At 47.2% G+C, this 19,615-nt stretch carries 16 protein-coding genes; 7 read left to right on the forward strand and 9 right to left on the reverse strand.

Features of this window, described 5'->3' with window-relative positions; translation table 11 throughout:
- The first annotated feature begins 182 nt into the window (after positions 1-182).
- Positions 183-956, forward strand: coding sequence for a substrate-binding periplasmic protein (locus tag AC0J20_RS18450; protein WP_473022855.1), 774 nt, complete (start codon positions 183-185; stop codon positions 954-956).
- Between the two features lie 6 nt (positions 957-962).
- Here the strand turns inward: AC0J20_RS18450 and AC0J20_RS18455 are convergent, their stop codons facing one another.
- Together AC0J20_RS18455 and AC0J20_RS18460 are read right to left on the reverse strand one after the other, a co-directional pair.
- Entirely contained in the window at positions 963-4,652 is a 3,690-nt protein-coding gene (locus AC0J20_RS18455; RefSeq protein ID WP_473022856.1) for a hypothetical protein, read from the reverse strand.
- 94 nt (positions 4,653-4,746) lie between these two features.
- Complete coding sequence (locus AC0J20_RS18460) at positions 4,747-5,973, reverse strand: hypothetical protein (RefSeq protein WP_229531009.1); 1,227 nt, start codon at positions 5,971-5,973, stop codon at positions 4,747-4,749.
- A 226-nt stretch (positions 5,974-6,199) separates the two neighbouring features.
- Between AC0J20_RS18460 and AC0J20_RS18465 the strand changes: the two genes are divergently transcribed.
- A complete protein-coding gene (locus tag AC0J20_RS18465) occupies positions 6,200-6,673 on the forward strand; it encodes a redoxin family protein (RefSeq protein ID WP_473022857.1) in 474 nt (157 codons plus the stop codon).
- 42 nt (positions 6,674-6,715) lie between these two features.
- On the opposite strand, the gene AC0J20_RS18470 is transcribed toward AC0J20_RS18465, so the two are convergent.
- A complete protein-coding gene (locus AC0J20_RS18470; RefSeq protein WP_473022859.1) occupies positions 6,716-7,813 on the reverse strand; it encodes an RNA polymerase sigma factor in 1,098 nt (365 codons plus the stop codon).
- A 113-nt stretch (positions 7,814-7,926) separates the two neighbouring features.
- Between AC0J20_RS18470 and AC0J20_RS18475 the strand changes: the two genes are divergently transcribed.
- The 3 genes from AC0J20_RS18475 to AC0J20_RS18485 all read left to right on the forward strand — a co-directional run bounded on the left by AC0J20_RS18475 (position 7,927) and on the right by AC0J20_RS18485 (position 11,780).
- Positions 7,927-9,108: a BaiN/RdsA family NAD(P)/FAD-dependent oxidoreductase gene (locus AC0J20_RS18475; protein ID WP_473022860.1), complete on the forward strand. Its 1,182-nt coding sequence runs from the start codon at positions 7,927-7,929 to the stop codon at positions 9,106-9,108.
- Between the two features lie 130 nt (positions 9,109-9,238).
- On the forward strand, positions 9,239-10,924 hold the full coding sequence (locus tag AC0J20_RS18480; RefSeq protein WP_473022861.1) for an AAA family ATPase: 1,686 nt from the start codon (positions 9,239-9,241) through the stop codon (positions 10,922-10,924).
- Positions 10,914-11,780: an HNH endonuclease gene (locus AC0J20_RS18485; protein WP_473022862.1), complete on the forward strand. Its 867-nt coding sequence runs from the start codon at positions 10,914-10,916 to the stop codon at positions 11,778-11,780. Before AC0J20_RS18480 ends, AC0J20_RS18485 begins: the two co-directional genes overlap by 11 nt.
- A 344-nt stretch (positions 11,781-12,124) precedes the next feature.
- Here AC0J20_RS18485 and AC0J20_RS18490 read toward each other — a convergent pair whose 3' ends face one another.
- From AC0J20_RS18490 to AC0J20_RS18500, 3 genes are all read right to left on the reverse strand, one after another.
- Positions 12,125-13,057, reverse strand: a complete 933-nt coding sequence (locus tag AC0J20_RS18490) for a HipA domain-containing protein (protein WP_473022863.1) — start codon at positions 13,055-13,057, stop codon at positions 12,125-12,127.
- A 274-nt stretch (positions 13,058-13,331) separates the two neighbouring features.
- Entirely contained in the window at positions 13,332-13,715 is a 384-nt protein-coding gene (locus AC0J20_RS18495) for a HipA N-terminal domain-containing protein (RefSeq protein WP_473022864.1), read from the reverse strand.
- A 4-nt stretch (positions 13,716-13,719) separates the two neighbouring features.
- Positions 13,720-13,971 carry a helix-turn-helix domain-containing protein gene (locus AC0J20_RS18500; protein ID WP_473022865.1) on the reverse strand — a complete coding sequence of 84 codons (252 nt, stop codon included), beginning with the start codon at positions 13,969-13,971 and terminating at the stop codon, positions 13,720-13,722.
- 245 nt (positions 13,972-14,216) lie between these two features.
- Between AC0J20_RS18500 and AC0J20_RS18505 the strand changes: the two genes are divergently transcribed.
- Together AC0J20_RS18505 and AC0J20_RS18510 are read left to right on the forward strand one after the other, a co-directional pair.
- On the forward strand, positions 14,217-14,906 hold the full coding sequence (locus AC0J20_RS18505) for a response regulator transcription factor (RefSeq protein WP_473022866.1): 690 nt from the start codon (positions 14,217-14,219) through the stop codon (positions 14,904-14,906).
- Complete coding sequence (locus tag AC0J20_RS18510; protein ID WP_473022867.1) at positions 14,903-16,312, forward strand: sensor histidine kinase; 1,410 nt, start codon at positions 14,903-14,905, stop codon at positions 16,310-16,312. Before AC0J20_RS18505 ends, AC0J20_RS18510 begins: the two co-directional genes overlap by 4 nt.
- Here AC0J20_RS18510 and AC0J20_RS18515 read toward each other — a convergent pair.
- The 3 genes from AC0J20_RS18515 to AC0J20_RS18525 are packed head-to-tail and all read right to left on the reverse strand — an operon-like array spanning position 16,287 to position 19,602.
- Positions 16,287-17,396 (reverse strand): heparan-alpha-glucosaminide N-acetyltransferase domain-containing protein, encoded by a 1,110-nt coding sequence (locus AC0J20_RS18515; protein ID WP_473022868.1) that lies wholly within the window; start codon positions 17,394-17,396, stop codon positions 16,287-16,289. The genes AC0J20_RS18510 and AC0J20_RS18515 overlap by 26 nt on opposite strands.
- A 32-nt stretch (positions 17,397-17,428) precedes the next feature.
- Complete coding sequence (locus AC0J20_RS18520) at positions 17,429-18,286, reverse strand: sugar phosphate isomerase/epimerase family protein (protein ID WP_473022869.1); 858 nt, start codon at positions 18,284-18,286, stop codon at positions 17,429-17,431.
- Positions 18,283-19,602 (reverse strand): DUF6005 family protein, encoded by a 1,320-nt coding sequence (locus AC0J20_RS18525; RefSeq protein ID WP_473022870.1) that lies wholly within the window; start codon positions 19,600-19,602, stop codon positions 18,283-18,285. The genes AC0J20_RS18520 and AC0J20_RS18525 overlap by 4 nt, the downstream gene beginning before the upstream one ends.
- Positions 19,603-19,615: the final 13 nt, after the last annotated feature.

The following is a 19,615-nucleotide window of genomic DNA, read 5'->3' on the forward strand; positions in this document are numbered from 1 at the left end:
TTGAAATCTCCAATTTCTATATGCCTATTAGATCAAAGGCCTGGATCTGCGTCCAGGCCTTTTTCAACAGTCTGAGCACTTCTCAAAGAAGTGCTTTTTCTTTTTTAAAACCAGCGTGTTATTGGCATTTCCTGACTATACTAAGCGTATATCTTTGCTGAAATTTTGTGCAGGTTCAAACGATGTTGCTGAGCGCCCTACAACACGGTTTGCGATTGCTGATCATTTTGATGTACCTGAGTCACCAGACCCAGGCTCAGGAATCTCCCTTTTTGAATTTGCAATTAGCCACTGAAGACTATGCCCCCATGAACTACTTTGAAGGCGGTCGCTTCAAAGGGATATCCATTGATTTACTGACCCTCATCTGGCAACGGGAAAGCATAAAAACAGCGCCGGAAATTGTGCTATACCCCTGGGCCCGGGCGTACTTTGAATTGCAAAATCGCCCCAATTTTATGCTGTTCGCAGTAGCCAGGATCCCGTCCCGGGAAAGCTTGTTCCAATGGGCCTGCCCCATTGTAGACACCCACTATATTCTTCTGGCAAAAAAATCCAGTCAGATCAAAATCTATTCTGCCGCGGATCTGGAACACTACACCATAGGCACAGTGCGCTCTGATGTCAGCGAACAGGCTCTGCTATCTATTCTGAATAAACCCTTCAATATACTCAGCAACACCAGCATGCGCCCCAATCTGGAGCTGATGGACAAAGGCCGGGTGCAACTGATTGCCTATGATGAATTAGGAGCCAATCAGATGCTAAGCAATGCCGAGCGCAATCCCGACGACTTTGAAAGTGTGTTTACCGTTGCAGATTCTCAAACCTGTTTCGCGTTTAACCCAAATGTTCCGGAACACACTGTTGCTCGCTTTCAGGCACATCTTCGCACCATCGTGGCATCAGGTGAGTATCAGGCAATACTGGACCGCTACTACAGCGCAAATAACTGATAGCAATCAGGATTGGGTAGCCAGCTTGATAATTCCGCCGGCTAACCCGGTGATCCCGGAGCCATACCCGGAGATGATATCCACGCCTAACAACACAACCAGCAAAATCTCCCCTGCGCCGTATGCAGAATCCAGTAAGGGTACACAGGGCGGAATAAATGAAAAGAAGCACGGAATGGTCGCAAAAAACGACCCCAATTGATCCAGCGCATCAGCTGACGTCATCCAGCCATCTTTGGTGATTACGCCATTGTATATGAGCGCTGCAATGGTCATTACCGCAACTAAACCCGTAAAAGCCGCTTCCGCAACATCCACAAACACAGTAACCAGCAGGGCTGGCATGGGCGCAATCAAGGCAAATATCGTTAATCCCAATCCGATAACTGTCGCAATGCCGGCGCAAATCGACATGGCATAAGGCAGTTTACTGGGCTTTTTGGGTGAATCCGACTTTGGCAACAATACCCCGGTAACGGCAATCAGGATTCCGGCTAACGTGATTAACTTTGAAGGAATTGATATGGCAAACCGGATAATCTTAAACAGATAGGCGATAATCTTGAAAACCGTGCCCGCTTTGCCGGTAATCTCTTTACTGTCCACGGCGTGCTTCAACGCCATTACATGGCCATAGGCAAAATCACTCACCGCGGTGAACAGGCCCAGTATCAATGACGGAACTTTCATTACGTCGATATAGGATTGAGCCGCATCTTTTAAGTCCTGTGAGATCTTGATATTTTGCTCTTTTTCAGCCGTGCAGGCCCGGCCGATAAAACTGAATAAATTTTTCCAGTTAGCCTTTTGTGCCCGCATGTCTTCAAGCTGGCGTTGCGTGAATGGCGCAGTTAGTTTGTGCAGTAACTTGTGCACCAGATTCATGGGAATTGCAATCGCCAGACTCACCAGATCCAGCAATGTCGTGCTGGTTCCCCGTGTCATCAGCACAAACTCTGACACCCCATTCAGGTACACTTCCGTGTTGAGCAGCGCCGCGATGAGCTGGAACATACGACCAACGCATTTCAGCGCCAGCGCCATTAATTCTTCACCGACATCAATAGCAAACAACAACAAAGGTTTCATGGTGCGGAAGGTGCGAAGCACACCTCCGGAGAAAAAGGCCGCCGGCGAATCGGGTTTAAAATCGGCGAAAATGGCCAGCACTTCATCATTCATGCGGTGTTTAAATCGGGTTTCAATATTTTGCGCAAATTCCAAAAATATTGCATCTTGCGGATCGCTGCCAGGCGCAAAGCTGCGATTAATCACCTCCCCCTTACGCTGCAGCTTATTACTTACCATACGTCCAGCGACCTTGTTGTTCTGCAGAGCACTGAGCATGGCAGAGGTTTGCCCGGTTCCATCGGCAGCAGCAAATTGTTGAGTCTGCATCGGATCCATCGCGCCAAGCACCGCTTCCACCTGATTGAATGCATCATCGATTGCGGATTTCAGGTGATCCGCTTTTTTGCGGCCCCAGTCCACCAGATCGCGCTCAAATGTCTGCTGAGCGCTTTCCAGCGCCTGATGGACATTCAGTTTGATTACCTCGTTAGTAATCAACACATCCTGCCAACCCAATAATGCCGTTACAAATTTAACCAGCTTCAGCGCAAGATTAGCGGTAGCCTCGCCGACCTTTTTAAAGAATCCGGCGATGGTATGAAATAACGCCTCTGCCGTTTTGGCGATGCCCTGCGCGGTATCCACCACAAATTTCACCACTTTATTGCCGACCGTTACCACAAGCTCAGCAAACTGCTTACCCACGGTAATCACAGCATTTTTAAATTCTTCCCAGGCATGTTTTAATAAGTTGATCACATCTCCTAATATTGGTATCCCCTGCGGACGTTCTTCAGGTTTATCCGCCAGGCTTTGCACCGTTACAGCAGATGCATCGGGTGGCGACACGTTAACCGTTTTTGAATGGTTACCTTGCTGGTCAATCTTCATGCGCAACGCCGCGCCGGAAGAATTGTTCTCTGGCGAAGCGCCTTCAGCTTTGCCCAGCTGTCGCACCATATCTGCCACCGCATTTGCCTGAGGCCCGGGCATGTTTTCAGGAATAAGCCCGGCAGCGCGCAAGCTGCGGGTTTCTATTTTCACTCTTGCATCTTTGCCCGCCAGCCGCTCACTGACTCTGGCGTTAGGATTAACCTGAAACTCCTTTCCTGTGGCTTTGACACGGAAAAACAAGGTTGGTGCGTGAATGCTCTCTGCGGGTATTACCAGGTTTAACTTGCCGGACGCATCGGTGCTGAGGGGCTTCCACTGCCGGGCATTCAATTTCATGCCGATATCGTTCGCAGACACATGACAGGCATAACTACTGCGGATCTCAAGTGCCGCAAGCGTTACCAGCTGACCATTGTCGTCACGTGACTCCACTTCGACTGCATGGCACGGCATAACTTCTGATTTAGCATGTTCAGATTCAGCTTCAGCAGCGGAAGTGCAGTTTACTTCCAGATTGCTCCACAAGGTCGTTTCGCGATCCTGACACATATGTTCCAGCGCACGATTTTCACTGTTCACCAAAAACAACTCAGCGCCATCTAACATGGCACGTGGACAGGCAATCGCATTGGCGCGATTTCCCAGACAAACCCAGTCACCAAAGTCGATATCGCCCTGCTCAGTAAAGCCCTGCTGACGCAAAACCCACAACCGGGAATCAACTGCCGACAAGGCAAATACCACGGCCCGATTTTGGTCATCCCGTCCCAGGCATACCTGTGCCACACTGGCAGGCTGGGTATCATTCACGCCTGTCAGCGCATAGCTAGTGAGATTATTTTGCCCGTAGCCAGCCACAAAATGCAGGGCCTTATCATCGGTCAGCAACAACAAATTTTGCGACCCGATAATGCTGGGAAAGGGCAACACATTGTCTGCTACCAGTTCACCAAATCCGGCATTACAGCGGGCGACATCTTTGCCCCATTCAAAATAGTATTCGTCTTCCTCGTCATCGTAGCCGAACTTAAAGTCTTTCAGCACCAGATCCTCACCCTCAATGCGCAAACAGGCATGACCACTGCCTCCGCTGGCGAGTAACCGGTAGGTCGCATCCGTATCGGGACGGCGTTCGTAAACCGCTTCCAGTCGTCCTTTGGGGTTTTGGAAAACGATAAAAAACTGTGGCGTCTCAAATGCCGTGCTTACCCCGTAAAAAAAATGCTGTCCCTGAGCCGTCCGGTACACTTCCGTTTGTGTAGTGCGATACAGACAATTGGCAACATTGCCCCTAATATCCAGCTCTTGCCAGCCTCGCTCTGGCGTAAAACTCATGGGCAATATTATATGGTGCTCGCCCTCTTCATAATGCAACAGCGCAATGATTTCGCCGTTTTGGTAATAGGCGTCAATTTTCACCACATCGCCCTGCAGCGTGCGGCGGTCGCCCCGCATAGCGGGCAAAGTGATAAGGCTGGCCTCCCAACCTGTCTGGCTATGAGCCGAGGGCCGGAGATGTAAAAGTTGATTATCGGGCGATACAGACAGCAACTCCACTTCGGTCTGCTCGGCACCGAGTAGATCGATATCTTTACCGGCCTGATCTACCGGACGCTGCACCACAGCAAAACGTCGCTCCACACCGGCAGCCAGTGGCGGTAACGCTGCTGAAAAAATCTGTTCAATGGTATCGGTAGAAAATTCCAGGCGAGTGGCGATGGCGGCATTCATGGGTGTTTCCTCCGGTGTTGTTGCCCTGTATTCCTGATTGTTCAGGGCTGGCGGTTCGGGTGGTAATAGCGACGTCCATTTCAATCGTATTGACTTATCGGCTGGCGTCTCTGGCGGCCTGCGTTACTGTACAATTACGCATTTGTACGTATGGATAAGTACTGATCGTCGGTACGGCCTCGCCGTCCATGGTATAGGTGCCGCTTTGTGCATAACCGCTGGCACCGGAACCACTGGCCCCGCCAATGTAATTTGACGGTAAAGTGATATCCATTCTGATTTTATGGTTGTGGGTGCGGATCTCTTTGGAATTAAGTGGTTCACCGCCAAAAGAGGTGCCGCTCAACGCTGTATCTCCTGCTGGTAACCCCACCAGGAAACGGCCATTGGAGTGAGGACTACGCCCCCATTTATTAGGGCAATCCTCTGCCGCGATAAAACTGAACAAATCTAAAGGTAAGCGGCTGGTTCTGGCACGCCCTGCCGTTTTCTGACATACCATCAGATTAATATAAGGTACCGCGTCCGGTGACGATGCTTCTGTACGGAAAAACTGATCTTTAAACGTAGCTTTTCCAAAACCCGTGTTTTGTTTGAAGAATAAAAAAGACTTAGCAAGAACCACGGAGTGATCAATCACCGGCAAATGCACCACATTGTCGCTTTTAGCATCCGACACATACACATGGTGATCATGCGTTATCTGGTTTCCCGGCCAATCCCCCACCTGCAGGTTGTATTCATCAGCTTTTGCATCAGCCGGAATAGGAACAATAAAACGATGGTGCAATTTGTCATATTTTTCCCAGTTATCCGGGCAACTTCGGTCATTAAAAAAGTTCACCATTTCCCTGGGAAAATAATCATGGAGTGGCTCTTTAATACGCTCACCATCTTGGTCCACTCCCACGTACTCGCATAACAGCATTTGCATGTAAGGCATGTTGCCATCAGAGCTTGAAGTGCGACCAGTAACTGTGCGTTTTATACCAGAATGAGTCAGGTTAGGATTGCCACCGCTATTGGCTACCACAGGTTCATAGTCCAGGGTGACGCCCAGAGTAATCTCATGATCGTGTTTTGGCGGGGTCTTATCCGGCATTGGTTGTCCATTGACTCGCCCCACCTCGTCACCGTTTGTTGTGCCCCGGAGCATCCGCCCTTTAGCCTCGCTTAGCTCTTGCCATCCTGTGGGACAGCCATCGCGGGCATCTTTCACATCAAAAAACGCCACCAGGCCAGCGTTAGCTGCGCCGTAAAATAGCGCACAGCAAAACAGGCAGACGCGTAATACAATCCCTTGTCGTTGTTTTTTCATCATTGATATTTACCGTGTTGTTGGAGCCTGTTGATGTTGCTTGACATGATTTAGCAACAATCAGCTGTCAGTGTAGATAATTACTCGCTGGAAAAAGCGTAGACTCTGCTTACAAAATCAGCAAGAAAATACTCTGATTAGTATATCTGATGCGCTAAGCACCGATTGAGAATTATACCCACCAGCAGTAACATAGTGCTGTTTACTATTCATTAGAGAGGAAAAATTGATGATTTCTGTAGGCGATACCTTACCCGGCCACACGTTTATGCTACGTGAACGCGGCGAAAGTTCACAACCCACAACAGAGGATTTGTTTGGCAATAAAAAAGTGGTGATGTTTGCCGTACCCGGTGCATTCACTCCTACCTGCTCACAGGCGCATCTGCCTGGTTTTGTGGTGAATGCCGATGATATTAAAGCAAAGGGTGTAGACAGTATTATCTGTATTTCGGTAAACGATGCGTTTGTCATGGAAGCCTGGGGCAATGCCAGCAATGCCGAAAACCTGACCATGCTGGCCGACGGAGACGGTGAGTTCAGCGACGCTATTGGTCTGGCAAAGCAAACCGGCAAATTTGGTGGTATTCGCAGTTTGCGTTACGCCATGATAGTCGACAACAAAGTGGTAACACACCTGGCGGTTGAAGAGGCCGGGCAGTTTGAAGTCAGCAGCGCCGAAGCCATATTGGCAGCACTGTAAGTGTTTACCGAATAACTGAAAGTTGGCACACGCCAACTTTCATCAAAGCACCAGTCTGCCGCTGTTAATCAGCCCCATCACCATGGCAATAAAGCCAATTCCGCCGCCCAGCATTAAACCAATCCAACCGGCAACAAAATGCGCTGTTTTACATTGTATAACCGCGTCTTTTATCAACCTCATTAACGAGCGTTGTTGCACCCATAACCCTATCATCAACACACTGTAAACAAGCACCGGGGCAACCCAGCCATCGTCAAGCACATACGCCAGCGCAAACAAGACGCTACATAGCATTACCCAGATTGCCTGACCACGAGCGTGTTTCTTGAGTAGCCGCTTTTGTTCGTCATCGGTTAAATTTCGTTGCGTTAAAAGCGCAGCAAAGAAAATTGCCGCCACCGCCACCAATCCACCGAGCAGCGCACCGCTTCCCAATACCAGTATTTTTGCGATACCGGAATATTGAGAAAAGCCGCCAGAGGCTATGCTTGCCGCAGCCGGTAAACTGGTGGTGATCGAAGACGTTACCAGGGTTGTAAACCCCACCGCAGGCAATGTGGAAAACAGGTACTCACCCAGCGTCTCCAGTAATTCAGATTTAACCTGCCCGCGTATCCGCTTGAGCTTTTGCCTGACGTTGGCCTCCGTCAAATCCAGCAACTCCGCCACCTGACGACTGTTTTGCTGCTCCCGATAATACAGGATCAGAATGTCCCGACTTTCGGCTGGTAATTCTGCCACCACATTCATCACGATTCGGTGAATTTGGGCAGTTTCCAGCTTGTTCAGATCACCCTGCTGAGCATCGCTATGCTCATTTTCTTCCGGCAGTTCTGCAATCGTTTCTTCCCGGCTAACCTTATTGTCCCGCAGGTAATTTTTTGCCTTGTTGCGGGTAATTTGCCTGATCCAGGGGAGAAAGCTGTCAGGCGATTTTAACTCCTGAATTTGTTGCCACACGGCCACAAAGGTATTTTGCGCCACATCTTCACTGGCCTGAACATCCTGCACAATCGACAAGGCTGTGCTGGTAACCAGATTCTGTGTTTTTGATACCAGTTGAGTAAACGCCTCAATATCGCCTTTTTGTGCCAGAAGCACCTGTTCAAATAATTGTTGCTGTACTAATTCAGTCATGATTAATCTCCGGTTGCATGAGCCTACCACTAAAGGTCACCAACCACCGGCAAAGTGTGACAAATTTTTTTTGAAGCCGCTATAATCGCCGCGTTCACAGCTGGGGAATTATCTTGATTAAAACAGATGTTATTGTCATCGGTGCCGGTGCCGCCGGGTTATTTTGTGCCGCCGAAGCAGGTAAGCGCGGTCGCTCGGTATTGTTGTTGGATCACGCCAAAAAACCCGGCAGAAAGATCCTGATCTCCGGTGGTGGACGCTGTAATTTCACCAATATGTTTGCCTCACCGGAAAACTTTTTGTCGGACAATCCGCATTTTTGTAAATCAGCCCTGAGCCGCTATACCCAATGGGATTTTGTTGCCCTGGTAGAAAAGTACAAAATCGCCTATCACGAAAAAACGCTGGGTCAGTGGTTTTGTGATGACTCAGCCAAAGATATTGTGGCCATGTTGATGGCAGAATGTGAGCAGGGCAATGTTAAACATCAGATGCAATGTGACATCCGCCACATCGAAAAAACCACAAGCGGTTTTATGCTGGATACCAGTCATGGCCCCTACCAGTGCGAAAGCCTGGTGATCGCCACTGGCGGCCTAAGTATGCCCAAATTAGGCGCAACCCCCTTTGGTTATCAGGTAGCTGAGCAGTTTGGTTTAACCATTCGCCCCACCCGCGCAGGTCTGGTGCCCTTTACCCTGCATGACAAAGACAAACAAGTATTGGCCGAACTTTCCGGTATTTCTGTTAATGCCAGCGCCAGTTGTAATAACACCTTTTTTAACGAGAATATTCTGTTTACCCACCGGGGTCTTAGTGGCCCGGCTGTACTGCAAATTTCCAGTTTCTGGGAACCCGGCCAGAAAGTAGAATTCAACCTGTATCCCAACGGCGATCTGCAGCAGATCCTGACAGAAAAACAACAATCCAATCCGGGTGCGCAACTGGCTACCGCACTGGCGCAAATCTATCCCAAGCGTTTTGTCCAGGCAGCAATCCCCTACTTCAGTTTAGCCAACAAACCATTAAAACAGTTTCAGGGTAAGCAACTGGAACAGGTTGCCCAGGCCTTTGAACAATGGCTGCTACAACCCAACGGCACCGAAGGCTACCGCACCGCTGAAGTCACCTTAGGCGGCCTCGACACCAAACACCTGTCCAGCAAAACCATGATGGCCAAGGACGTTGAAGGCTTATACTTTATCGGCGAAGTAGTAGACGTCACCGGCTGGCTGGGGGGTTACAACTTCCAGTGGGCCTGGAGCAGCGCCTGGGTAGCAGGGCAAGAAGTTTGAAGTTGTAATGCAATGAAATTAATTCACCGTGACCTCAGAATCGTAGTGTAATTGGTATAATGTCAGTCAGCAAAGAATACTAACTCAAAATTTTTTGCTCAATATTTTAGATATTCGGAAGAATTTAAATATGAAAGTATTTTACCATCATGGGCAGCCCGGAGAACGCCGCCCAAGATTATTAGATTCTGAGCCAAATCTGTTAGCATTAAGTGGAAACAATTGGGATGATTACGGCAACAAAACCACTCTAAATGCTAGTTTGTATTTTGATGGAGAACTTTTGAAGTTTGACTTTTACATAAAAGTGTTAATAGAGGGATGTGATTATACAGCGAAGAAACTTGATGATTTAAGAAATAATGGATGGACCGGATTTTTTCCTATCCCTCAAGTTAACTACATATCTTTACCATCAAACATTGAAATTTACTCAATACTTATATCAAAATTAGGGACAAATAAAACAAAAAAGTTGCTCTCTGAATTGAGAGATGCTGGCTTTCTAAAGCATATCAAGCAGAGAAAAAAGGCAAACATATTGCTTAACAGCAAAGAGTTTGAAGGTTCTCTATTGCGGGAAAGCGGCTCTATCAAGGCTTTTGAGGATGGCTGGCGAACTATCGAAAAAAGTTCAACTGAAATAAAAAGCTTCGAACTTAACCTTCTAACTCAAGATGGAAAAACTGAAACCATCCCGTACAAATTTGAATCTTCACTTTTACCTTATGACATAAATGTATTGATCGGTTCAAATGGGATCGGCAAGTCTTACAGCATTAAATCTTTGGTTGAATACTGGCTTAAAACGGGTATTGGGAAGCCTGAACTACTTGAAAAGCAAAACCACACTCCTTTCAACTCCCCCCCCAACATTAGTAAATTAATTCTTGTTTCTTACAGTCCATTTGAAGAGTTTACATTAGACCTCGAAGGCAACGAGCTTCAAGATAAGCAAGCATATAAGTATTTCGGCTTTAGATATATGAATAATGATGGGAGCATTGGAATTAATCGTAATTTACCCAGTTATAATTCTGCCAATTCAATTCTTAGGGCGATCTATGACGATAATGAATATGACTTTATACACGGTAGAGTAGAAAAGCTACTTACAGTACAGCAAGCATTAAAAAACGCATTCCAATTTGATGCCATAGCACTTGAATTAAAGGATCTATCATTATTTTCAGACTATGGTGACAGCTTAATAAAAGTTAATGGAAAGCACTATCTTACTGTGGATAAGGAATTACCATCCGAAGTATCAGAAAGCGAACTTTCGGAAGCATGCAAACTGGAAACTGGTGTAGTTTTCATAAAAGACAAAAATCTATGCTCACTTAGTTCCGGTCAAAGATTATTCACTTACATAGTAATCAATGTTGTTGGTGAACTTAAAGATAATAGTTTAGTGGTTATCGATGAACCTGAGCTGTTTCTGCATCCCACGCTCGAAATTGAGTTCATAGCACTACTAAAAGCTGTTCTCAAACCATTCAAATCAAAGGCAATCTTAGCAACGCATTCTCTTGCTGTTGTTAGAGAAGTACCATCAAGATGCGTCCATATTTTTAGAGATGAAGGCTATGGATTGGATATAGTATCTCCCCCATTTGAAACATTTGGTGGAGACATGCAACGTATATCAAGTTATGTATTTGGAGATAAATCAGTTACCAAACCATTTGATGATTGGTTAGAAGAGAAAGTAAAAGAGTTTTCTTCTGATGAATTAATAAGTCTACTAGATGGTCAAATAAATGAAGAAATGACAATGAAGATTCTTCGACTGGGGCGGAGTAATGGTCACTAGAATTAATCCTCCCGATGAAGATTCTATCGATGTAATTGAAACTGTAATTTCTGAACGGAAAAAATTTTTGAGTTTTTATAAAGCTATCGCTGGTGACTTGAAAACCCAGTTCAATACTTACAAAGCTTGTAAGGGGAATCCAGAACATCTAAAACCTCTCAACTTACTCAAATATACTAAATCTGAACAGGAAGCCATAGACCGGAAGAAATCACTAATAAATCTATACACGCCTGCACAAAAAAAGTTCCCTTTCCGGATACTCGAAAAAATGCGGAAGAAGCATCGATTGATATATTGCCCGTCTTGCGGCGAAGATGGTACACCGGGCACTCTAGATCACTATTTACCGAAAGAAATTTTTCCAGAATTAGCTATATGCATTGATAATCTAACTCCTATGTGCACTACATGCCAAGGTCATAAATCGACGCACTATTTAACGGTTAAACATAAAAAAGCTTATTTTCATCCTTATTACGATCACGCCAAAAAGTGTTTATTTCATATTGATATTATTCCCCCATATCAAAGACCATCTGGTTTTAAAGTTTGCGTCGCAGATATTATTGACAAAGATTATAAGCGACTCATTGAAAGTCATATTGATGGTATAAGACTTAAGGAGCGTATAGAAGAATATTGTGAAAGCAAACATTTACATCTTTTGCGCTTAATCGCAGATGAGAGGGAGTATGAGGATCCCCTAACCGCGAGACAATTAATCCGTATATATTGCAAACAAGAAGAAGTAAAAACATTTAACTCATGGGGAGCAATTTATTACAGGTCCGTTTTAAATAATCCCAGTCTTCTTAAATATTTAGATTCGGGGGAACTACCAAAATTTTTATAAATTAAGTTATTTTACAAAAGTACTTTCCCAAGACCTGTTAAAAATTTTGTGGAAAATGACGTGCGTAGTATTTTAAAAATTAAGCCAACGTAATCAGACTTCATATTGCTCATGACGCGACAGAAATCTTAACCCGAAATATATGCCACTCAGTAAGAGCCTTCGCGCCGCTGAAGTTACTTTGGAAGGTGTTGATACCATGCACCTGTCCAGCAAAAGCATGATATCTAAATGCCTTGAAAGGTTATAACTTTATCGGCGAAGTAGTAGACGTCACTGGCTGGGACTCTACAACTTCCAGAGGGGCTGGAGTAGTGCCAGGGTGGTGGGCAAGAGGTTTAATTTCACCTCAATCTTTTTAGCAAACGTAACATGCCCGTGTACACGGCATCTTTAACGTCGGTAGGGAAGTCTTTTGGTAAGGATTTTTGCACATCCGACATGACCTGCTCGCTGGTTTGGGCAAATTCCGCCAGGATAGCTTGCATGCGGTTTTCACTAAACCCCACTTCTTTCGCGGTTGCCATGAAATGACGAGGGTAGATCATATCTATCTGGTTTTTTCGGCCTTTGCTGGCCTTCAGCGACATGGCCAGTTTCAAATCCCGATAATGCAGCCCCTTTTTTGTGACCGCCGGAAAAGCTGACACTATGTCGTAAAGTGGCGTCAGCTGGTAGGTATCTCCGGCATTGATAAACACCGAAAAGTTTTTTGCATGGCCATCTGTCGCGCCCAGAAGCCAGAACAATACCTGTGCTCGCATAAAGGTATCTCTGTCTTTAATGGCATTTTGAGAGCCTCTTAGATCCTCCATAATTTCCCGAATACCGGGACCGCCATCAGACTCGTATTTTCGGGCAGGTGACATCTTCCGGATTTGACAAAAATCCTCTTGAGGTAATCTCATCAGCCAGGTTTTATCTGGAAAAAATTTGCGATCGAAACGTTCAACAGCCAGCGCTTTAACACCCATTGGTGACACTATTTCACAATCCGGCACTGCAAAACCAAAGCCCCTGGCCAGCTTTAAGCAGAGATATTCATTTTCAACACTGTGTGTCATATCAATAGAGCGATCATGAGACTTAATCTCACCAATGGGCAGTTTTAAAATATGCGTTGTTGGTGTTGAGTGTAGAGGTAAACACCAGTTCTCCTGATGTTTCAGTAATGCCGTTTTTTCCTGTGCACCCGCCAGGGAAATACGAAAATCATCCTCGTCTCTCAGCATCCCTAATGGTACCTGGGTACGGTAACCCTGGAGGATTTCTGCCATGCGTTGCTCAGAGAGGGCTTTGTAAGCAATGCGCTGTACGTCTCCTGGCGGGCTTCCCGAAGGAAGAAGCTGAATAGCGCCGATGCAGTCCCTACCGATCTATACCAATTCCGATAAACATTTACCCGTCTCAGTGGGAGTTGAAAAGCATTTAGACAAGGCGGATGTTTGACGGTCTAGTGGGCCTAAATCAAAAACATCCAACACCGTATAAATGCTTTTCAGCCCCATCGAAGACGCGCCTCAGAAACATTATTTCTTTGTTGTGCGAAGTTCACAAGACCACCAGTATTCTTTCATTCGCACGCCTAGAACTAATGTCTCTGAGGCTGCGCTGAGTGTGCAAATGTTTATCGGAATTGGTATTTCTCAATATATCAAATGGTTCTGTGGAATCCGCCTGATAACGGGCGACGACCCGTTCTCTGACTTCTCTTGCATCAGGTAATAGATTGTCGAAAAAGTTATAAACTACTTTGCCTTTGTAAGGCGCTGTACTCAGCGGAATAGACAATGAAATACTGCGCTTTGCAGGCGAACGTAACCATTGTGGTGCATAGCGAAATTGATTATTTCCCGCTGAATCACGTGAGTATTCACCCACCAGAAACCCGTTCATGTAAACATCAAGTTGCTCCATAGCGCTGCCCTGCCTCATTCAACTACCAATAAATGTCATTTACATGTGAGTCAGCCCTGGCGGCTTTCCGGGAAGAAACATCCAGCTGCAATTCCAATGCAGCAAGAATTTTAAAAAATGTTTCCAGCTTTGATGATTCAGGCTTGTTTTCAAAATCAGACAGCGTGGCAACACGAATGCCAATAAGTTCAGCGACCTGTTTTTGAGATAACCCAGCCTGCTTGCGGTGCGCTTTAATACAATTAGCCAGTTGATCTGGACGGGTAATATTCATTACATCCACCTTTATGGATACGCTATAGCGTAATTATCAAGACTATACGCCAAAGCGTAAATATTGCAACATTTACGCTGTGGCGTAACAAAAATAAATTTACGCTATAGCGTATTTAATGCAGGCGGATTTAGCTATCAGAAGCAACATATAAAGTTCAGATACACATACTTTATCACTCACTTGCAAATGAGAACTATTTGCAATAGTATCTCACTGATTCAAGTCCGAGTAATTTATGTACCATGAATGCCAGCCGAATTTTAATTATCGAAGATGATTTGACCCTCAGTGCACAGGTTGCTGAACTGTTGCAAGGCAGGGGATTTAAGACCCAACAATGTCAGGATGGCGAACAAGGTTTGTTGGCCGCATTGCAACAACGTTTTGACTTAATCTTACTGGATGTGTTGCTGCCCGGCATGAACGGGTTTTCGATTCTCGAACAGTTGCGCAAAGTCAAACACACCCCGGTAATGATGGTGACCGCATGCGGTGCCGAGCAAGAACGCATTCAGGGCTACAGTAGTGGCGCTGATGACTACCTGCCTAAACCCTTTAACTTTACCGAGATGCTGGTTCGCATTGAAGCGCTGTTGCGCCGTTCATTTGGGTATCACAAAGCCTCTGTACCGGGTAATAGCCTCACCATAGATCAACTGCAGCTCAACCGCAGTACGCAGCAAACGGCGTTTAGCGGCAAAGATGTTAGCCTTACGCCGTTGCAGTTTAAATTGCTTTGGGTGTTGTTAGAAAATCGCGAACAGGTACTGAGCAAACCTCTGCTCTACCAGACCGTGCTTAACCGTCCATTTAGTCGCTACGATCGCAGCCTCGACATGCACATGAGCCGGGTGCGCAAAAAGCTGGAAGATGCAGGCATGGCGTCGCACAGGCTGGCTACAGTACATGGCAAAGGGTATCGATTTGCATGAAAAATAGCTTGCTATGGAAGCTGCTGGCAACTATCGGTTTGGGCACAGTACTGTTGTTTTGGGCTATTAGTTGGCTGACCGAACAAACCCAAACCAAAATGAGTTATCTCGCTCAGGAGCACCAACAGCAATTATTGGATTACGGGCGACAGGCAGAGCAAGTCTGGTTAACCCAGGGGGAAGCGGCACTGGCACAATGGCTCAAAGCACTGCAGGCCAAAGAAGATACCTGGGCTGCGATGGTTTCATCCCGTATAGTGCCACTGGCTGACAGTGTTATTCCAGCGCAATACAAGGAACGCTATCAGATAGGGCGCAGTGTCGAATGGAAAGTACATCTGGATTTTAATTATAACCCGGTCATGGAAGTTCCCTTTCTGGATGCTAATACACACTTACTGATCCGCTTACCGCAGCGAATGCGCCCCGGTAATTGGCTTTTGCAAATGGAGCTGTTACTGCAGTTCGCCCTTCCCTTACTGGTACTTTGTGCTTTGAGTTTTATTCTTTATCAGCACGTGATGGTTCCCTTGCGAAAACTGGAAACGGCAACCCGGGAATTCAGTATGGGCAATATGGAAGTGCGGGTATACAGTGCCGTACAGAATCGGGAAGATGAACTGGCTCGACTCGCCCTGACATTCGATCAAATGGCCCAGCGCACCAGCCAGCTCATCTATAATCAGCGACAGATGTTATCAGATCTGTCCCATGAACTACGTACTCCACTAACCCGAATCGATATGGCCATTGACCTGTTACAGGCGCAACCCAATGCTGAACAGGCATTGCAGCGACTGCGTTACGAAGCACAAACGATGCGGGAACTGGCAGAAGATACCCTGACCCTGGCGTGGCTGAATACCGAATCACCGAAACTTAACGGCGATAGTTTCGATCTGGTGGAATTGCTCCAGGTGATTGCCGACGATGCCCGTTTTGAATTTCCGGATCAGGGACTGCACATGCAGTTGCCCAAAGAAGCCCTGCTGAGCCACAGCAATCAACAGGCATTGGGTCAGGCCATAGAAAATATCTTGCGAAATGCACTGCGCCATACCCCAAAAACAGGCACTGTGGATGTGACCCTTAGCGAGTCTGCAGCACAGTTCGAGCTTGTTATCAGTGATCAGGGGCCAGGAGTACCGGAGCCGCTACTACTGGATATTTTTAAGCCCTTTTTTCGGGTAGATGCTGCTCGCAGTAATCACAATACGTTGGCGACCCCGGGAGCAACGTCAGGGGCAGTTATCCAGACCGGTAAACGCGGTGGGTTTGGCCTTGGCCTGGCCTTGGCACAACGACAGGTGCAGGCCGTTGGTGGCACCATCAACGCCAGTAATCAACGCAATAATGCCGGTGAGTCATCCGGTCTGCAAATCAGGATACGCTTGCCCCGGCACTAATACGGCGAACCTTGCGTAAACTGCACCAGGCTCTGACCAACATATCAGACAACAGTAATACCCCAACCATGGCCAGCACGTTTTGTATCAGGTTCATTTGTTGCAGGCCAAACAACATCAATCCCCATCCAATCAGTAACCACTGCACCACGTACATCGCCGTCACCCGCTTTCCCCAAAAACGTATCAGCGACAACGCAGAGTTGTGCTTTGAGGCGCGCTTTGTCAGGGTGTGGCAACCCCATAAAAACACCAGAATAAGACCACTAAAAAACACTATCAGACCGGGTCCACTGCGCAGGTTGTCTGCAATGTGATATCCGGGATTGCTGTACATTAACACCGCCGCTGCGGCCATTAATACCCACCCCAGCCACATATATGCTTGCAGCCCCTTATCAATATCACCGGTGCGGCGCAAGCCGTATCCCAGCGCCATACCCGCCAGCGGATAAGCCAACCAGGGAAACAGTGGGAACATCGCTCCCTGGGCTTCGTTGCCAACCAGTAGTTTTAACACTTCGTTCAATACGACGTTGTTACTACTGATATCCCATAGCAGCGGTGATACAAAAGCCACAGCAAGAGCGGCCAGTAACCAGTATCCCGGATGCGGCAAATAGTGTTTCAACAAAGCACATATCAGTAATGCCAACCCGGCAAACTGAAATACATCAACAATCAAAAATTCCGACAACGGCGTATGCGGGGCAACATCGGCAGCCGTCACCAGGCCGATTTCAATGGACAGCCACATAGGGATGGTGCTGCGGGTCAGATTCAGTAAGTATCCTAATGCAAACAACCCCGCAGCCCGCATCAGGTCTTGTCGCAAACTGTGAATGCCGGTATAGGTGACAAACAGCCCCATCACAAATACAAACATCGAGGCAGCCGGCCAGCCCACGGCAAATTTCAGGGTAGAACCAAACACCCCGAAACGCACTTCCGGCAATCCGTAAAAATCCAGTACATGGATCATGATCATTAAAACAACTGCCACACCTTTCGCTACATCAAAAGCAGCGATGCGTCTGGCGGCGGGTAAAACCCGGTTCGGTTGCTGTTGGATAAACGTAGACATAACGACTCCTCGTTGTGTTATCCGGCTGAGGCTCAGCCAGCTATGCCTCGGTTTGGCAGCGCATTTTGCTGTTGCAATTGCAGCAGATAGCGGTCTCGTCCCAGTACCTTTTTACAATGATTGCCAAACCATTCCAGAGAAGCGTCCATATGGTGCAATCTGGGATTGGGGTGTTGCTGCAGGTAATCAATAAAACCGGCGTAGTCAACCGCTCCTTCAAAGATAGGCACCATGCCCTCTCTGGTACCGGCTGCCGCATAAACATTATCCGGGGCAAAGACACCCAGATGGGCGGCGTCACTGATATTTTTAAAATGAAAGTGATTGATCAGCGGCAACAGCGCTTCCAGTGCCGGTATTATCTCCGCCCCCGACTCCCATACATGCAGTACATCAAAATTCAGTTGCATATTGTTTCGGCCTACACCGGCGAATAATTCCTGAGTCGCCGCGACCGAATCTGCATAGGTTTTCGGGTGCGTTTCTATCACCAGATTAATGCCATGAGGTTCCAGCCAGTCACACACCAACTGCAGGCGCGCAAAGAGTTGATCCCGCTGTTGTTCATTCAGATCAGCACTACCGTCAGAACCGGCAAAGGTGCGTAATTTTCGACTGCCCCAGTGACGTGCCAGACGCGCCAGCAACTGTACCTTGTGATACAGCACGCGCTCCTCCGCCAGTAACGGCAGGTAATCACTCAACATACTGGTTTTCAGACCAAAATCCGCTAACCAGTGCTGATCATACTGCGCCTGCTCTGCGAGGTTTTTGGCATGAGCGCCCCATAATTCGATACCCTGAAAATGATTGCGCTGCGCCCAACTGGCGATCTCAGCAATAGAAATTAACTGATGACGAAAGGTAATAGTACAAACTGATAAGTTCACAGGTTCACCTCCCGGGCATCGGCTAATGGCTCAACAGAGCTCAATTGGTGCTTGAGTCGCCACTGTTCAAACACTTCCCACAATCGCGTTTTAATGCGAAATTCCCTGTCGTCCTGTTCATTCAGCAACTGATGAATTTCGGCAAACAATTGCGCCTGTTGAGTAACAGACAGTTGTCCGCTGGCCAGTTTCATGGCCCGGTATTGAATCTTTTTGTAGCTGCTGACCAGGTCTTCGATGACCTCACACCAAAATTCAAACTCCGGCTCAGGAAACCCAATATCCAGCCAGAAAAAAGCGAATCCATGTTCATAGGCATACTTGCGAATTGCCAGAACCGGCAATTGTTGCAACGCCGTACCCAGGTGACTTAACGCGGGCCCATCAGTAGCCTGCGCTTCGTGACGCTTAACAATCTGTCGCACCCGGTCAGTCATTGGATTGGTGTCGCGCCGGATACAGGCCAGAAAATAGTCCGCAATAACCTGATTGTGCGCAGGTTTAATTTGCTTACTATCAAAAATATAACCACCAGCTACCGCTTCTGACGCCACCGCCTGAAGAACCTGCTGTTTGGCCTGAACGCCTTCCCACCGAAAATCAGGGTCATACATAAACCACTGCAAGGGATCGTCCGTTTCTGCCAACATCACATAATGGGGAAAGGGGTTCTGATTAAACTTGTTTTCCCGTTCCGGTAGCAGATACATATCCAGCATCACCATCAGTTGCTGAGTGGCACTTTTTTGCCGCAACAGCGACTGCATGATGTCCAGGTTCTGTGTTTTACTCAGGTCAGGGCGATACCAGGGATTCACCGCCACACCGTAAATACGCTGGAACCAGGTGCGAAAGAAGTCGTGATTGAGCGTGGGGGCGTGATACGCAAGGCGGCACTGCTCATCAATCAGCACCTCAGCATCCCAAACCCCGAAGTAAAACGGCCGGTGATCAACCCGCTCATCGGCTTTAATGATCTCACACAGGCAACTGACAAAGCAGTGTACCTTGATGTCTTCGAATTCCTCCTGAGGCGCAGCTGAGTCAGTGCCTGAGGGCATTGTTTCGCCGGACTGACGAAGTAAAAACTGCGCCAGACTGTCAACCGTGGCAAAATCCTCTTTATTCAGGGCACTGTCGGGCACCGGGACACCGAGTGATAATTCCAGGTGCAATAGCAACTGCATTAACAACACCGAGTCCAGATACAAATCTTCGTTGAGACGGGCACTGGCACTGAAGCGATCCAGGTACTGGCATTGCAATTCTTGCTGCAACACCTGTCTGATCGCCGCAATAATTTTATCTTTGTTCATGCTGGAATTCCTG

Source organism: Planctobacterium sp. R6 (genome assembly GCF_055755215.1).

Coding starts and splice junctions, on each gene's coding strand:
- AC0J20_RS18450 (WP_473022855.1), top strand. CDS start 183: ATGTTGCTGAGCGCCCTACAACACGGTTTGCGATTGCTGATCATTTTG.
- AC0J20_RS18455 (WP_473022856.1), bottom strand. CDS start 4,652: ATGAATGCCGCCATCGCCACTCGCCTGGAATTTTCTACCGATACCATT.
- AC0J20_RS18460 (WP_229531009.1), bottom strand. CDS start 5,973: ATGATGAAAAAACAACGACAAGGGATTGTATTACGCGTCTGCCTGTTT.
- AC0J20_RS18465 (WP_473022857.1), top strand. CDS start 6,200: ATGATTTCTGTAGGCGATACCTTACCCGGCCACACGTTTATGCTACGT.
- AC0J20_RS18470 (WP_473022859.1), bottom strand. CDS start 7,813: ATGACTGAATTAGTACAGCAACAATTATTTGAACAGGTGCTTCTGGCA.
- AC0J20_RS18480 (WP_473022861.1), top strand. CDS start 9,239: ATGAAAGTATTTTACCATCATGGGCAGCCCGGAGAACGCCGCCCAAGA.
- AC0J20_RS18485 (WP_473022862.1), top strand. CDS start 10,914: ATGGTCACTAGAATTAATCCTCCCGATGAAGATTCTATCGATGTAATT.
- AC0J20_RS18490 (WP_473022863.1), bottom strand. CDS start 13,057: ATGGCAGAAATCCTCCAGGGTTACCGTACCCAGGTACCATTAGGGATG.
- AC0J20_RS18495 (WP_473022864.1), bottom strand. CDS start 13,715: ATGAGGCAGGGCAGCGCTATGGAGCAACTTGATGTTTACATGAACGGG.
- AC0J20_RS18500 (WP_473022865.1), bottom strand. CDS start 13,971: ATGAATATTACCCGTCCAGATCAACTGGCTAATTGTATTAAAGCGCAC.
- AC0J20_RS18505 (WP_473022866.1), top strand. CDS start 14,217: ATGAATGCCAGCCGAATTTTAATTATCGAAGATGATTTGACCCTCAGT.
- AC0J20_RS18510 (WP_473022867.1), top strand. CDS start 14,903: ATGAAAAATAGCTTGCTATGGAAGCTGCTGGCAACTATCGGTTTGGGC.
- AC0J20_RS18515 (WP_473022868.1), bottom strand. CDS start 17,396: ATGTCTACGTTTATCCAACAGCAACCGAACCGGGTTTTACCCGCCGCC.
- AC0J20_RS18525 (WP_473022870.1), bottom strand. CDS start 19,602: ATGAACAAAGATAAAATTATTGCGGCGATCAGACAGGTGTTGCAGCAA.